The organism is Ochrobactrum sp. 19YEA23 (genome assembly GCF_029909865.1).
GTDB lineage: Bacteria > Pseudomonadota > Alphaproteobacteria > Rhizobiales > Rhizobiaceae > Brucella > Brucella gambitense.
In genome coordinates, this window is the sequence record NZ_JASAMQ010000003.1 from 36,103 (window position 1) to 52,103 (window position 16,001).

Sequence of the window (16,001 nt, forward strand, 5' to 3'; positions counted from 1 at the left end):
GGAGATCGAGCGACCAAAGCCCTCAGATCGTATCAGCGCCAGACTGCGCATTTTTATCAAGCAACACATCTTAGCCTCTAGAAAGCCTGCTCTAAATCGACGGCCTCTTTGGTTGCATAGCAATTACTGATTAGCGGTTAACGCGAATATCCATAAAACGATGAAAATGCATTTTTCACAAGCTTGTTATAAAAAACGCCCGCTATTGCGGCGTTTTCAAAGGGGAAACGACGTTGCTCATACATTTATAAGTTCAAAATATTCCATAAAATATGCATATGAATTGCATCTTTAGGTAGTATCTCTGGTTGGTATCCAAGTTGCCCTCTTGGTTCTGTGCTTAATTTCCGTTATTGCAGATATTGTTTATATAATTGGGGATATCGGGCATGGGCGACGGCGCGGAAAGCATATTTTCTTCCAAGCCATTGAACGGCATGGCGGCGGCCAGTCCAATTGTCTTTTCGGACACTCTGGGGCTGTTTCAGCGCGCTGTCGGTACATGCCTCGATACAGTTGTCGTCTTTGCAAGCCCCTGGGGGCTGGAAGAGCTTTGCACTACGCGGAAATTCTTCCGCATCATTGCGGACAGGCTGTCGAGCCATGGGATTGCGTCGCTTCGCTTTGACTGGCCGGGCACCGGCGACGCGCGCGATGACATTGACTTTTCTTCCGGTCTGGAACTCTGGCGCAAGACGCTGATCGAAGCGGCAGACAAGGCGCGGCTTTTGTCAGGCGCAAGCCGCGTGGTGATCATCGGGCAGAGTCTTGGAGCGGCAGTCGCCGCCGAAGCCGGGCCGCGTATTGAAGGTCTGGACGCACTTGCGTTGCTGTCTCCGGTGATTTCCGGTCGGTTTTACACCCGCGAACTGGCCGTGTGGTCGAGCATGGTCGATGCCGATCTGGGCCTTCCCGATGCGCAGCGGATCAAAGGGGCGGTGTCCATCGCGTCCCTGACGATGACGCCGGAAATCGCAACTGAAGTGAAGCAGATCAATCTTCTGTCGCTGCCTGAAAAGCCTGCGGACAAGTGCCTTCTGCTCGCAAGGGTCGACCGTCCCAATGACGCGGAACTGGCGGCACATCTCGAAAAGCTGGGTACGGATGTTACGGTGGAAGCTTTCACCGATTACGACAAGCTGATTTCCAACCCGGTCATTTCACGATTGCCGTTGAATGTTGCGGATCGGCTGGTCGATTGGGCGGTGGCGCTTGCCGGTTCCGGACCCGCCCGGAACAGTGCCGATGAAACTGGTCTCGGCGGGCAGATCGCGGGCGACGGCTTCGTCGAAACGCCGGTCGCATTCGGTTCACATAGCCGTTTGTCGGGTGTGCTCTGCGAACCCTCAGGTGAAAGAAAGGGACAGACGGTCCTGTTCCTGTCTTCCTCTTATGATCGGCGCGTCGGATGGGGGCGAACCACAGTCGACATGGCGCGCAAGCTTGCGCGAGACGGCGTGCCGTCGCTTCGCTTCGACATTGCCAATGCTGGCGACAGCCCGCCCAATCCGGGCATGCCGGAACAGGTGCTCTATACCCATGCGCCGGAGGCCGATGTGGCCGATACGCTCGATTATCTGGACGGGATTGGACTTGGGCGTCCGGTATTGGCCGGGCGTTGCAGCGGCGCGTTTCTTGGGCTGCACTGTGCGGTGCTGGATGAGCGGGTATCGGGTGCGGTGCTGGTCAATCCGGTGACATTCTATTGGGCGCCGGAGCTTTCGGTTGACGATGTCGTGCGGGAGGGCAACCGAACGCTGGAAGATTATGGCAGCCGCGCCATGCGTCTCGATACGTTCAAACGCCTGTTTCGCGGAGAACTCGATATTCGCGCCATCCTGCGCAACCTCGTGCGGGGTGTCAGTGGCCGCTTGCGCGGACTGGCGCGCAAGCTCTTGCGCAGCCGCACGGTTGAAGGCCGGGCGATCTATTCCGCTTTTGATGAATTGAAGTTGCGGCAGGTGCCGCTGACGCTGGTCTATGCCGAAAAAGACACTGGTCGCGAGCATTTCAATTATTATTTCGATCAGGCGGGCGACAGGGTGCAGGGCTTCGACAATGTGAGTGTCGCGGTCATTCCGGACGCCGATCACAATCTGACGCCGGAACATGCGCGCACGGTCTATATTGATGCTGTCCGCGCGCTGGCGCTGAAAACTCGTTAGAACCAGACGGTTCGCGACGATCCGGCAAAGCGAATTTCGCCGGACGGTTTGCCTTCGCCATCATGGCGGGGAAGAAGTGCTACACGTTTCGTCTCGCCGGGGGCGAGGTGGAACCAGTTTTCTGCGGCTCTCCAGCCTTCCGCGTCGATGCTGACCGATTGCGCCAGCACGGATGTGCTGAGATCGAGAAACCAGTTGCTGCTTTCTTCCACGACACTGCAGTCAATTGCGGCATCGTGGAAAGCTTTGCTGCGCCCCTGCGGAAAATGAAAAGCTTCCGCGATTGTGGCTTCGCCACGTTTCAACCGGGCAACCGTCACGTCATGGGCCGGAGGGCCGAAGCGATAGGCATAAGTCGTGTCGAAAAATGCTCCAAACAATTCGGTCGCCGGTATTGTGACGCCCGAGCGTGCCGAGAGCGAAAGATTGCGGCGACCGCTCACGACGGCTTGCGCACCGGCGCGCAGGCAGGCGAGTTCCAGTGTCAGATCGTCGGTATGGGGTTGTTCGTTCAGAACATGAATGGCAAGCCCGTTGACGCCTTCGTCGGTCAAGGCAACTTGCACCGGACGAAACGCGCGTTTTAACCCATGCCATGAGGCCTTGGGTTCCAAGGTCGCATCGACCACGCCCCAGCCCGCACCCGGCAACACATCCTGAAACGTCCAGACCAGAGCGCCGAAGCAGGTGCTTGTCGGACGCCTCCATTCGGCGAAGGTCGCCTCCATCACTTCCGCCGTGACGGCGCGGGAAAGATGGAGATATTGCTCCATATCCTCCCGCCGCAAGCGAGCGGGATCGTAGCCATAGAGCATTTCCAGATAGGCATCGCGCACGTCTTCGAAATCCCACGAGACGCCGCGATCGCGCGGAACACGCGCTTTCCAGCGCGGATCATGGACCGCAGGCACGTCGAGATGCGCCTTGAGCGTGCGTGCTTCGGGAACATTGGAGAAGGCCAGACTTTCGGTCGCAAAGCGCACTTCGGCGCGGCGCGCGTCGTCCAGTGGCCTGCAATAGGCGCTCACGCCATAATAATGGCTGACGCCTTCATTGCTGATGAAGGGCAGTGCCCCATCGCAGGGCGAATTCGGCACATAAGGAATGTCTGGGCAGAATTCGCGCACGATGGCAGGCAGAATTTCTTCGGTCAGCGCGCCTTTCCAGATCGTTTCGGGCAGGCCCATCATGGCGCCCTGCTGGTAAATTTCGCTTCCGCCGCACAATACTGTCAGTGACGGCGCATGGCGAATGGCGCAAAGAAGCTGTCGTGCTTCATCCCGTACCTTGGCGACGAAGCCCTCGTCTTTCACCGGGTAATCGAAATTGGCGAACATGAAGTCCTGCCAGACCATGATGCCGAGTTCGTCACAAAGGGCATAAAAGTCAGGCGTTTCATAAGCGGTGATGCCGCTGATGCGCAGCATGTTCATGCCCGCATCCTGCGCGAGTTGCAGCCAGGGTTGATAGTCGTTGCGTGCGCCCGGCAGTCGGACAATGTCGGCAGAACTCCAGACCGCGCCGCGACAAAAGACTTTCTCGCCGTTGATAACCAGCGCAAAGGATTTTCCGTCCGATCCGCGATCCACGCTGATGCGGCGAAAGCCGGTGCGCCCGAGCGGCTGCTTTTTGGCGTCGATGGACAGTTCCACATCATGGAGCGTCGGCGCGCCATGAGTGTGCGGCCACCACGCTTCGACAGCGGGAATGGTCAGGTTCGCCTGCCAGCGACCATCCGTTTGTCGGTTACAGGTGATCTTCGATCCCGCGCAATGCAGGGTCAGATTTTCAGCCTTGCCCGCGTAGGTAAAACTGACAGCAAGTTCTCCGTCGCCATTTTCATGAAGCGTGGATTGGATAGCAATTTCGGTAACAGTTTCTGCGTCGGCTCGGCTGATCGTCACCGGACGCCAGGGCCCCACGGCATGAACTTCCGGGCACCAGCCCGGCATATGACCAAGCGCTGTCGTGCGGATCAGGCGCAAGCCCTGCGTGTTCATCAATTGCGTGCGCCAACGTGCACGCGGGCCCTTTTGCTCCAGCCGGGGACCGAGAGCACGGAAGCAGAGCGCCAGCTCATCCGCGCCCGTCAGCGTGACCGGCAAGTCGTGGGCGAGGAACATGCTGTCGCTCTTGTGAACCAAAGCACCGTTCAGATAGACTTCGCAAATCGTGGCAAGACCCGCAAAATGCAGCATTGCCTCACCGGGCGGCTCGGAGAGGTCGAGAAAATACCACGCATCCTGATTGTTCAGCGGCGTCGGAGCAGTGCGGCTGAAATGGCCTGCTTTTTCAAGCGCTTCCGCCACTGTGCCCGGAACCGGCGCATCGAGATATGCCCCATCGCGCAAGACATCGCCCGGCGTTGCGGCGGCGTTGGCTGCTGTCAGGAAAAGCCGCCAGCCCTCAGTGAGCGGGCGGCTTGTGGCAGTTTGTTCAGGCAGCATCGCGACCAAGTTCTGTTTCAAGCGCTCCTGTCATGCGATCCCACGCATCGGCGGCAGGCACCAATGCGCTTGCCAGCGTATCGAACTTCTTGCGCATCACTGCGCGGGCAAGCTGGAACTGCACGGCCTTAGCGGTTTCGGCAATCTGGATTGCGTCGGCGGCAGCCGAGGTAAACCGCTTGCCTTCGCCTAGCCATTGCAGATGGCTTGCGGCCAGTTCGAAATTCGCGCCAAGCTGGCGCAGCGTGTTGAACGCATATTTGTGGAAGAAGCCGAAGGGACGCTCCGCAATGGCTTCCACCTGTGCCGGAAAAACAGTTGCGAAAGCGCGGATCGGATTGTCCTTGGGTCTGCGCGCAAAGTGGCGCGGCAACAGAATTTCCGCTACGCGCCGCTGATGCGCTTCACTGGGCGCATCCTTCGGGAATTTGGCAAATTCCGTATAGGGCAGGAAGGGCAAGTCTGCTTCCGTCAGATGACGTTGGAAAACGCCGTCGAAATCCTCGCCCTCCAGATGATAAAAACCGCCATTATGGAAATAATCGAGCGAGCGGTTCTCCACATCCATGCGGTTGATCGCGATGGTGGTTTTGCCATGCTCGGTGCGATAGCTCACGCCATGCGTGTCAGGCATGAAATAGCTGTCCATCTCCACCATGCACAGCCGCCCGCGCGAGATCTGTTCCGCGATATGGCCTTCCACATTGTCGAAAATCGCAAGTTCCGTCGCCCGCACGCCATAGAGCGCTTCGAGGTCTTCCAGCGGTACCTTGAAGAAGGTGAACTGGTCGCCTTCGAAATCCTGCGTCAGCGTAAAGCCCAGCATGGCTTCGGGGGCGACCCGAAGCGATGCCAGCACCTCGATCCAGAGATCGACATAGCAATTGGTTTCAGGCCAAATGCGTGTCTGTGCATGTAGCGCATGCGGCGCGTAGCCTTCGGGCGAGATATGCGGATAGACTGCCTGCATAACCTTGATCGATCCTCGTTTCACTCCGGTCGGATTATGCTTCAACCCCACAATTCGTTGCGTACGCTCTCCGGCCAGGCTTTGACGTCGAGGCCATGATGATGGAACAGCGCCAGCGCGATGCGTTCCAGTCCGAAGCCGACGCAAGCCGTGTGCGCAACTTCGCCGTCATGCTGCGACAAGCCCCATTTCACACCGAACTGGTCCTGATGATAGTTGAAGCTCATGCAGGCGGTCGGCTTTTCGACGCTGGTGATCGGGATCAGTAGTTCGAATTTCAGGTTCTGGTCGCGCTGGTTGTTGACCAGCATACGGCCCGCGCGTCCGAAGAAGGGATCGTTCGCCACGTCGATTTCAACCGGCAGGCCGACCTTCTCCATCATGTCCGTGCCGCGCTCGATCCACAGCTGGCGGAATTCCATCACATCGGCTTCCGTGCCCATGCGCACATATTCGCGCATGCGGAACAGCTGCTGACGGGCAGGGTCCACCGAAGGTTCATGACGGAAGCAATAGGATTGCAGGTCATAGAGGCCACCGCCCTGCGGTAGCGGACCGCGTTTGGCAATCGTTGGATAGAGCGGATAGCAGGCAGCGGGCGTCAGGACGATGTCTGTCGCCTTCTGCTCCAGCGTCCAGTCTTCGCCAGCATCCATGCATTTGATGAGGTTGACATGGTCCAGTTCGCAACCGCAAAAGCTGTGCACCGTGCCAGCCAGCTGCGGGAAGCTCTTCATATAGCCGCTTTTTTCAAAGTAAGCGCGATTGAGGCCGGGCGGGAAGCGGATCGCTTCCGCGCCATCAGCGCCGCCGGTGCGGTCAACAAGGCGCTCGAAGGCGACGATGACATCTTCAAACTGGCCGGAGCGTCCGTAAAGGCCGTCCACGCCGGTTTCAATCAGCAGTCCGGCATCGAAAAGCCGGTTGAGAAAAGATCGTTGCGCGTCCATGGCGTTATCCCAAGAGGCTGGTGTTCTGTTTGTGAATGAGCAGCATGGTGGCGGTGTTGCCGAGGATGCGCTCGTTGGAAATCATGAGCTGGGCCGAATGCGCATCGCGCAAATGACGGCCAAGGCTGTAGGGCGTGCCGTTCTTGTAGCCCATGATGCCGCACACCAGCATGGCGTGGTTGATCACCTGCAAGATGGTCTGCGAGGCTGCCACTTTCAGATTGTTCATCGCAATGGCAAAGCCCATGGAAGCAAGCTTGTCCGCGTCGTGCTTCGCATCCTTATAGGTCTTGAGGCAGGCGACGATTTCCGATTTCAGCATTTGCAGCATGTTGGAGGCTTCGGCAACGCGCAAAGGGCCCGGCTGCGGTGCGCCCGGATTGCGGCGTGCTGCGGCGCGCACGAAAGCCTGCGCGCGGTTCACGGCATCGACGGCGATGCCATACCAGAGCGAACTCCACAATGTATGGGACTGCGCCAGCATGGACTGCGCGGCGATCTCGGCAAACGGATGCGGCAGGATCTGCACCTTGTCCGCTTCACCCCGGAACACAAAGCCTTCCGAACAGGTGCCACGCATGCCGAGCGTGTCCCATTCATTGGTCTTTTCCAGCGTGTACTGGTCTTTCCGGAAAACGGTCATGACCTGATCGGACGAGGCCGCATCCTTGTGTGAACGCGACGTGATCAGGATGGCATCAGCATAGACGCCATAGGAAATAACGGTGGCGTTCTTTTCCAGACGGCAGGTGTCGCCGTCAATTTCGATCGCGCAGATGGAGTTGCGCAAATCGCCGCCAATGCCGCCTTCCGTCGTCGCCGAGGCGAGCAGCAACTGCTCGTCCGCGACGTCGCGCATGAAATTGCGATGCCATTCGACCGATTGCCCATGCTCCACCAGGCTGGACAGCTTGATGTGGTGCATGGCGAAGATCATCGCGCTTGCAGCACAGGATTGTCCCAGAATGCAGCACAGTTCTGCAATCTGGTCGATCTCCGCACTTTCGCCGCCCAGATCGCGCGACACCTGAATACCGAGAAGGCGCTCGGTCTTCATCGCATCGATGGCTTCCTGCGGAAAGCGTCCTTCCTTGTCGACGCTATCGGCAAATTTTCCGGCGATGGCTGCTACGCGACCTGCACGCTCGGAAAGGCTATTCCCCCCGCCTGCATTCATTACACGGCCTCATTATCCTTGAGGATGCTTGTGATCGTCTGTTCAATCGCGCTGATGCTCGCAAAGGACTTGCGATTGAGAAACTGGTCCGGAAATTCGATGTCGAACTTGTCTTCGAGGCCAAGCATCAACTGCACCGACGCGAAGGATGACAGGCCAGCCGTATAAAGATCTGCATCGTCAGCGATGTCGGTTACGGCTATGGGCAAGCCGCCAACTTTGGTCAGAAGTTCCCGAATGGATTCATTCATGATTCATTTCCCCGCGTTTGGTGCACGGATCGACGGAAGCGTCTTCATCCGGCGCACCATTTGCTTATGTCAGCTCTTGAAGGTCTACAACCCCTGCTTGAGGCGATATTAGTATCAGGAAGCCTTTATATTATGTTGACAGGATGGGGCGGTTATCGGTCAAATGTGCAAAGCGTCGCATATAGTTAAATATTGATGATGGCGGCAGCTGCCGTTGATCTGCAAGACAAGGCCAAAGTTGGGAGAAAGTTGCGTGGCATTTCTTTTCTGAATCTTTAAATTTTTCGAGAGGAATATTCATATTCTTTTATTGAGAAAATAATATTATTTGGTAAAGATAAAAGAAATACGCAATAGAATGGCCATGAAATCTTGAAATGATCGATATCATATACGTTATTACGCCGATATTCGCGCTCATGGCATTTGGTTTTCTTGCGGTGAAGGTGGGTTTATTCCCGGCTGCTGGTGTTGGCAGTCTCATCTCCTTCGTGAATAATTTTGCAACGCCCTGTTTGCTTTTTTACTCGATTACGACGAGCGACTTTCGTTCCGCCTTCGATCTCAAGATCATCGGGCCGTTTTACGTGGCGGCGATCATCTGTTTTGTGCTGGGCATTACGATTGCCCGCAAAGTCTATGCGAACCGTCCGGGCGAAAGCGTGTCCGTTGGCTTCACCGGCACATTCACCAATACCGTGCTGATCGGCTTGCCGATCATGACGCGCGCCTATGGCGATCAGGCGCTGCCGGTCACCTTGTCGATCATCGGTCTGCATGGGGCCATCCTGCTGACTGTCGGCATGATGACGATGGAGCTCGTGCGCCGCGACGGTGAGGTTTTGAGCAAGACGATCATTGTTGCTCTGCGACGTATTGGCTCCAACCCGCTCATATGGGGTATTGCCACGGGCATTATTGGCTCGAGCCTGGGCCTCCAGCTGATAGAGCCTGCGGATGCGTTTTTCTCGATGATGGCGCAGTCGGTTGTACCGGTTTCGCTGTTCGGCATCGGTGGTGCGCTCACCCAATTCAAACTGTCGGAAAACTGGAAACAGGCCCTCATTGCATCGATCATCAAGCTGATGGTGCATCCGGCGCTGGCCTATATCCTCATGGTCTGGGTGCTGAAAGTGCCGGTGGAAACTGCGCGCTATGGCGTGCTGCTTGCTGCCATGCCCGCCGGGGTGAATGTCTATATATTCGCGACCTATTACAACCGCGCCTCCGGTGTGGCGGCCAACGCCATCCTCATTGGCACACTGCTTTCAGCAGTCACCATGTCCTTCTGGCTCTATGTTCTCGGCAGTTAGGTGTGGGACCGTTTGGTCCCGAACGCGTCAGACCGCGCGCCTGCGCTTCACGGTGATTTCGTAGCGTTCCCATCCGACAAGCACAAAGCTGGAGGCGACGATCAGCAAGGCGCCGACGAACACGTTTGAGGCCGGGACCTCCGCCCAGATCGCATAGCCATAGACAAAGGCCCAGATGAGGCCGGTATACTCCACAGGCGCAAGTGCGGATGCGGGTGCGTGGCGAAACCCTTCATAAAGAAGATATTGGCCGAGCGTGGCGATCAGTCCAAGGCCGAACATGAGCGCCCATCCCATGGCGTCGGGCCATTGCCAGATCCATGGAAAGGAAACCGCGCAGGCGATGCCGAAAATCAGGCTCGTGGCGAACATCTGGGTCAGCGTTGTTTCACTGCGGCTGACAAGCCGGATCAGGATTGTGCTCCACGCCCAGCAAAAGCCAGCCACGACGCACATGATGGCGGGTATCAGGTTTGGCGAGTGGCCCGGATTGGCCGCAATGAGAACGCCGACGAAGCCGCCGAAACAGGCGATCCAGCGACCGGTTCCAATCCGTTCCTTCAAGACGAGAATGGACAGGAACATGACCATGATGGGAGCAGAGAAATAAAGTGTAGTCAGCTCGGCAAGGCCGAGAAACTTGGCTGCATTATAGAACAGCAGCCATGCAAGCAGCATCAGCCCGGCGCGCAAAACAAGCGTTCCGCGATAGGGGCTGTGCATGATCGACGGGTGACGATAATGGCGCACCAGAACGCCGGTAATCACCACGATGACCAGACTGCGCATGAACAGGATTTGCGGCACGGCATAACTGGCGACAAGCCACTTCACCAATGCATCCTGCAAAGCAAAACAGGCATAGCCAGCCGATGCCAGCGCAATTCCGACCAGCGGCTTTGTTTCCTGCATGCCCGTTGCCATAATGACCCGCCAAACCCGTTATTATTCAACGAGCTGTTACTCCCGCCGCGAGGCAATGTCATGTCAAAAATAATGATCGATTGATCAGGGTTTCTGACAGGACGCGCTCGCGGTTTTTTCCACTCATGCGTGCAGTAATACTCGGGTTTCCATGCAGTGTTGAAAGTTGTTTTCTGAAGACAATGTAAAATACGACATGTGCCGTATTTTGGTAAATGTTTCTGTATGTCTACTCAATGTCCTCTTGTCGCAAATACATTTTAGTGACAAAGAAAATAAGAATTTCGGGGCAAGGGGGATATCGTGCGGTCGGGGACACTGGCGGGGGCGCTTGGCGCGTCGGGATGGCGCTATTTTTGCACGGCATTGCTGGGGCTTTACGCAATAATGATCTGTTCGATATCGGCGCATTCTGCCCCGATTATCTCCTCGAACTCTTTCGGTGGTCCGAAAAATACAGCAGTGACGGGCACGCTGACAGCCACGGGAAGCGGAGGCGTGCTTACGTTCAGCCTCGTTACTGCTCCTGTGCATGGAACTGTTGTGCTTAATGCCGATGGAAGTTTTACATATAGGCCTAATGCCGAATACACGGGCGGTGATTCATTCAAATACCTGGTGGAAGAAACCGGCGGAACGACCGGAGGATCTTCACAAGGTACTGCTTATTTCACAATATCTGATGTGTCTCCGCAGGTAACTGCCGTGAGTGTTCCTGCAAGTGGCTATTATGGAGAAAGATCTACACTGATTTTCTCTGTAGCATTTGATCAAAATGTTTATGTTACGGGGCGACCGTCTTTATCACTTACTATTGGTTCGACTAGTCGATCCGCCGAATATGCAAGTGGCAGTGGCACAAGGGTCCTTAGTTTCACCTATTCAGTTCAGTCCGGTGATATGGATATGGACGGAATTACACTTGGTTCATCGATCGCAATGAACGGCGGGACGATCCTCAGCAACACCAGTCTATCGGCCATGCCATCGCTCAACGCTGTCGGGTCTACGGTCGGCGTGCTTGTGAATACGTCGAGCCCTACAGCAGTAATCACGACCTCGTCGCTACCTTCCGATGCCGTTCAACACTTCGTTGTGACATTTTCCGAGACGGTGTGGGGATTGGCCGCAACTGATTTTGCCTTCACAACCACCGGTAATGTTGGTGTAACCCCCAGTGAGGTCCAAACAAGCAGTAATCTGGTTTATACGTTTGACGTCAGTGTAACCGGCAACGGTTCGCTGGGCGTGCAGTTGCCCTCGGGAGCTGTCGAAAGTAAGTACGGAAATCCAAACACTCCTTCCAACACAATGACTGTACCTATACTGCAGTCATCTGATGCGAACTTGACGAGCCTTGTTTCCCGCGCAGGTACTCTAACGCCAGCTTTCTCACCCGGCACGACCTCTTATACGCTGAATGTAGCAAACGACGTCGAGACAATTGCTTTTACGCCAACGCTTTCGGATACGAGGGGTGCGATTGTCATCAACGGGGCAACAATACCCAATGGAACGGCTACCCCTCCAATCAATCTGGCGGTAGGAAGCAATACGGTTACCACCACAATAACCGCGCTGGACGGCATCACCAAGAAAACCTACACTGTCAATGTCATCCGCGCGCAGTCGGGCAATGCCGGTCTTGTGGGGCTGGCTCCGAGCGTCGGAACACTGGAACCTGCATTTTCGCCGAGCACGGCCATGTATTCGTTGACGGTCCCCACAAATACGTCATCACTCCAACTGGCACCCACATCGGCAGACGCGGCGGCTACCATTACGGTCAATGGAGCAACCGTATCATCTGGTAGTTCTAGCAATGCGCTCCAACTAGGTGCCGGCACCACGACCCTCACGGTTGTCGTGACAGCACCGAATGGAACGACACGCAGCTATACGATAAACGTTACGAAGGCTGCATCAGCGGATGCAACGCTTGCAAGCCTTGTTCCCAGTGTGGGATCGCTGGACCCGGCATTTGACAAAGAGACACTCAGCTATTCTCTCAACGTTGAAAACACGGTCGAAAGCATTTCCTTCGCGCCAACGGTTTCAGAACCCTTAGCGCGGGTCAGTGTTGCTGGTAACGGTGTTGCGTCGGGAAGTTCCAGTGCACCCGTGGGACTGGCCGTTGGTTCTAACACGATTTCGATTGTTGTGACTGCGCCAAGTGGGGCCAATCGCAGCTATACGGTTGTCGTTAGCCGTGCGGCCATGGTTTTCCCGGACCCGTCGCTCGATCCGGAAGTGATCGGCTTGTTGAATGCGCAGACAAGTGCCGCACGACGCTTTGCGCAGGTTCAAACACGGAATTTTCAAAACCGACTTGAACAATTGCATGATGAAGGCGACAGGCGACGGTCCAGCCTCGGCGTGCGGCTTGGTGGTTCATCATCCACACAGCAACCGGAAGACCCGGCCAATCCGTCTTCTTCTGCATCGTCGGGAGGGATTTCGCCTCTGGGTTATGCCTCCGAAAAGCGTGATGCTTTTCCGGGTAAGGCGATTGGCCTGAAAGAGCCGGAACAGCCCCAGCAGAGCTTTGAGCCTGATCTTGGACCGGTCGCCTTGTGGAGTAGCGGCTTTGTCAATTTCGGCCAGCGCGATAGCGGTAAGCTCGATCTGGACTATATGCTTGTCGGCGTGAGCGGCGGCATCGACTACCGGTTCTCAGAACGCTTCGTGGCGGGCTTCGGTGTCGGATACGGGCGGGATCGTACAGATATTGGCGACAACGGCACGGAAAGCCGCGCCAATGCATATAGCGCCGCTGTCTTTGGTAGCTTCAAGCCGATCGACAATTTCTTTATCGACGCGCTTGTCGGCGGCAGCATTCTGGATTTTGACTCAACGCGCTTCATAACGGCTGACGGTAGTTTGACGGATGGCAAACGTGATGGCCATCAACTGTTCGGGTCCGTCACGGCTGCATACGAGTTTCGTCAAGAAGCATGGCTGGTTTCGCCCTATGGCCGGATGGAAATGTCGCGCTCCTGGCTTGATGGCTATTCTGAAGGCGGCGATAGCATCTACCGGCTGACCTATAGTGATCAGACAGTGGACACCGTCACGGGTGTGGTTGGTTTGCGCGCAAATTACTCCATCGACTACACTTGGGGGCGTTTGACACCGGGTGTCCGGGCGGAATATGCGCATGATTTTCAGGGGTCGAGCCGGGCCGCAATGGGTTACAGCGCGCTTGGCGGGCTTCCCTATGCGCTCGATGTTGAAGGCGAGAGCACCGACAGCGGCAATGTGGGCCTGTCGCTCGATTTCAGCTTCGATAATGCCTGCGTAACCGGCATCGAATATCGAACCGGCTTCGGCGGTTCCGGTGCGAGAGACCATGCAATTGCACTGCGGGTCGGTGCGAAATTCTAGTCAAAAGCGGCCGAAAGGCCGCTTTTTTCTTATTATCCGGTCCAGTTTTCCGTTCGACGGAACAAAAGCGGCGCAGCACTATTTATAAGGTGAGCAATTATTAGCCGGATGCACTATGGACCGTTATGGTGGGGTTCCTAATCGAAATCTGCCTTTGAACGCAGCCCAAACCAGATTGCCCACTCTGGCCGCGATGGCTGGCGTCATTGCTGTGTTCTATTTTGCCAAAGATGTTTTCCTGCCGCTGGCAATTGCGATCCTGCTGACCTTCATGCTTGCGCCAATTGTGGCCTTCCTGCGGAGGTTACGGCTGCCGAGGCTGGTGGCAATCATCACCAGCGTTGCTGGCGGCTTTCTGATCATCGCAGTTTTCAGCGCAATTCTGGCCTTTCAGGTAACGGAAGTCGGGCAGAATATAGCGACTTACCAGTACAATATCATTGAAAAGATACGGAACCTGAAGAAGGCAGGCACGGAAGGCGGGATTATTGACCGTCTGAACCGGTTTGCCGAAAGGGTGGGGGCCGAGATCAATAGTCCGGAAGATAAGCCGAACGTTCCGGGTATTAATCCGGAGCCGGAAAGAAAGCCGGTTCTGGTCGAGGTATTCTCGCGTCGAAGCCCCATTGAAACACTGGAAAGCATCATAGGGCCGCTGGTCAGCCCACTGGCGACAACCGGGCTCGTCATTGTGGTCGTTGTGTTTATGCTGCTTGAGAGGGAGGAGCTGCGCGACAGGTTTATCCGGCTCGTTGGTTATGGCGACCTGCACCGAACGACCGAAGCCCTTCAGGAGGCTGGTAGTCGTGTGGGCCAATATCTGCTGACCCAACTTATGGTCAACATCGCCTATGGTGTTCCATTGGGTATCGGCTTGTGGTTACTCGGCATACCCAATGCGCTTTTGTGGGGCATGCTTGCCATTGTCTTGAGGTTTGTCCCCTATATCGGACCAGTGATAGCTGCGGTCATGCCAATATTCCTGGCCTTTGCGGTTTCCCCCGGTTGGACATTGCTTATCTGTACGATTGCGCTTTTCATTGTCGTGGAACTCATCAGCAACAATGTGATCGAACCCTGGCTTTATGGCTCCAGAACAGGATTGTCTCCACTTGCAATCATTGTATCCGCAATTTTCTGGGCGTGGTTGTGGGGGCCTGTGGGACTGGTGCTTTCCACCCCATTGACGGTTTGTCTTGTTGTTTTGGGTCGGCACGTGCCGCAGTTTGAGTTCTTCGAAATATTGTTCGGAGACGAACCGGTTCTCGATCCCGAGGAGAGGCTCTATCAACGCCTGCTTGCCGGAGACCCTATCGAAGCGACAGACAACGCGGAAGAGATACTCGAAGAGAAGTTTCTGGTTGAGTATTATGGTACGGTCGGCATTCCAGCTCTTCTACTTGCGGAACAGGACAGGGCGCGTGGTGCACTGAACGACAAGCAGCTCGACGACGTGACGAACAGCGCAAATATGCTGGTTGCCAATCTTCGCATGATCGCTAGTGAAGAACTCGACAATGATGAAGATGTCACAGTTGAAACCGCATCGGACGAAAAGGCCAAGATCGAACTCCCATCCGGCGATGGAAAGGTGATCGTCAGTATTGGGGGGCATGATGCGCTGGAGGACATTACCGCCGAAATGGTGGGGCAGGCGCTGTCGGTTCAGGGTGCGCAGGCCACTGTGATTGGCCATGCGGGACTGTTGCCAAGCCAGTTGAGCAAAGAGGCCATTGCCGCGGCGTCGGCTGTCGTCGTCTGTTATCTGAATGTGGAATCTGCAATACGCGGCAGATTTTCAATCCGTAGATTGAAGCGCTTTAATCCAGATGCCCTGATTGGCATTGCAATTTGGTCGCTGAAGTCAGCCAAAAATGGCAAGGAAGGTGCGGAACTTCAAAGTCGGATACAAGCAGACTTTGTTTCGTCTGATATCGTCGACGTTGTGATCGACTGTCTTTCGCAGCAGAAGCCCTCAAAGCTGCAAGCCTCTGCATCAGCGGGTGGAAAGCGTTCATCATCGCGCGATTAGTGTCGTCTCGACCAATCGGTCGATGCGCAACACAATATCTCACCACTCTGCCGATTGGACAGAAATCTGCGTGCTCGCCATTTCGTATCGAAACCGCTCCGCGATGGACCAGGCCAGGAATAACGCACAAGCCACAACCACCGTGGCCACATAAGTGTTCGGGCTCATTAGATTATCCGATGTTCAGTAATTGCAGCGTAAATACTTATCAGGTTCGTTATCGACAAGCTTCAATAAGACATGGCTGCTATGCGCGCCGCTTAAAACCTCGCCTGTGCTAAAAAGGTGCCGCTTTCAATTCCAGCGATAACCAGACGCCAAGCGTTCTTTCCTTGTGGTCGCGGCCATTGGCGGTATGATCAGGCCTTCAATGCAAATCAGCGGGAGA

At 55.8% G+C, this 16,001-nt stretch carries 10 protein-coding genes and 1 pseudogene; 5 read left to right on the forward strand and 6 right to left on the reverse strand.

Features of this window, described 5'->3' with window-relative positions:
* Window positions 1-389 precede the first annotated feature (389 nt).
* Window positions 390-2,165, forward strand: a complete 1,776-nt coding sequence (locus QBD01_RS09230; RefSeq protein WP_280992537.1) for an alpha/beta fold hydrolase — start codon at window positions 390-392, stop codon at window positions 2,163-2,165.
* Here the strand turns inward: QBD01_RS09230 and QBD01_RS09235 are convergent.
* The 5 genes from QBD01_RS09235 to QBD01_RS09255 are packed head-to-tail and all read right to left on the reverse strand — an operon-like array spanning window position 2,162 to window position 7,960.
* The gene (locus tag QBD01_RS09235) at window positions 2,162-4,612 is read right to left on the reverse strand and encodes a glycoside hydrolase family 2 protein (RefSeq protein ID WP_280992857.1); all 2,451 of its coding nucleotides are present in this window, start codon (window positions 4,610-4,612) and stop codon (window positions 2,162-2,164) included. The two genes, QBD01_RS09230 and QBD01_RS09235, sit on opposite strands and share 4 nt — an antisense overlap.
* Window positions 4,602-5,582 (reverse strand): DUF1839 family protein, encoded by a 981-nt coding sequence (locus QBD01_RS09240; protein ID WP_280992538.1) that lies wholly within the window; start codon window positions 5,580-5,582, stop codon window positions 4,602-4,604. Before QBD01_RS09240 ends, QBD01_RS09235 begins: the two co-directional genes overlap by 11 nt.
* 41 nt (window positions 5,583-5,623) lie before the next feature.
* Window positions 5,624-6,532 (reverse strand): amino acid--[acyl-carrier-protein] ligase, encoded by a 909-nt coding sequence (locus QBD01_RS09245; protein WP_280992539.1) that lies wholly within the window; start codon window positions 6,530-6,532, stop codon window positions 5,624-5,626.
* A gap of 4 nt (window positions 6,533-6,536) precedes the next feature.
* Window positions 6,537-7,709: an acyl-CoA dehydrogenase family protein gene (locus QBD01_RS09250; protein WP_280992540.1), complete on the reverse strand. Its 1,173-nt coding sequence runs from the start codon at window positions 7,707-7,709 to the stop codon at window positions 6,537-6,539.
* Window positions 7,709-7,960: an acyl carrier protein gene (locus tag QBD01_RS09255; protein WP_182519568.1), complete on the reverse strand. Its 252-nt coding sequence runs from the start codon at window positions 7,958-7,960 to the stop codon at window positions 7,709-7,711. The genes QBD01_RS09250 and QBD01_RS09255 overlap by 1 nt, the downstream gene beginning before the upstream one ends.
* A 377-nt stretch (window positions 7,961-8,337) precedes the next feature.
* Here QBD01_RS09255 and QBD01_RS09260 point away from each other — a divergent pair, with 377 nt between their 5' ends.
* The gene (locus QBD01_RS09260; RefSeq protein WP_280992541.1) at window positions 8,338-9,273 is read left to right on the forward strand and encodes an AEC family transporter; all 936 of its coding nucleotides are present in this window, start codon (window positions 8,338-8,340) and stop codon (window positions 9,271-9,273) included.
* Between the two features lie 27 nt (window positions 9,274-9,300).
* On the opposite strand, the gene QBD01_RS09265 is transcribed toward QBD01_RS09260, so the two are convergent.
* Complete coding sequence (locus QBD01_RS09265; protein WP_392391355.1) at window positions 9,301-10,197, reverse strand: DMT family transporter; 897 nt, start codon at window positions 10,195-10,197, stop codon at window positions 9,301-9,303.
* 387 nt (window positions 10,198-10,584) lie between these two features.
* Here QBD01_RS09265 and QBD01_RS25440 point away from each other — a divergent pair.
* The 3 genes and pseudogenes from QBD01_RS25440 to QBD01_RS09275 form a co-directional block, all read left to right on the forward strand.
* A pseudogene (locus tag QBD01_RS25440) lies at window positions 10,585-10,860 on the forward strand (Ig-like domain-containing protein); the annotation flags it as partial.
* A gap of 243 nt (window positions 10,861-11,103) precedes the next feature.
* Window positions 11,104-13,581, forward strand: coding sequence for a cadherin-like beta sandwich domain-containing protein (locus QBD01_RS09270; protein ID WP_280992543.1), 2,478 nt, complete (start codon window positions 11,104-11,106; stop codon window positions 13,579-13,581).
* 115 nt (window positions 13,582-13,696) lie between these two features.
* Entirely contained in the window at window positions 13,697-15,613 is a 1,917-nt protein-coding gene (locus QBD01_RS09275; RefSeq protein ID WP_280992544.1) for an AI-2E family transporter, read from the forward strand.
* The last annotated feature ends 388 nt before the right edge of the window (window positions 15,614-16,001 follow it).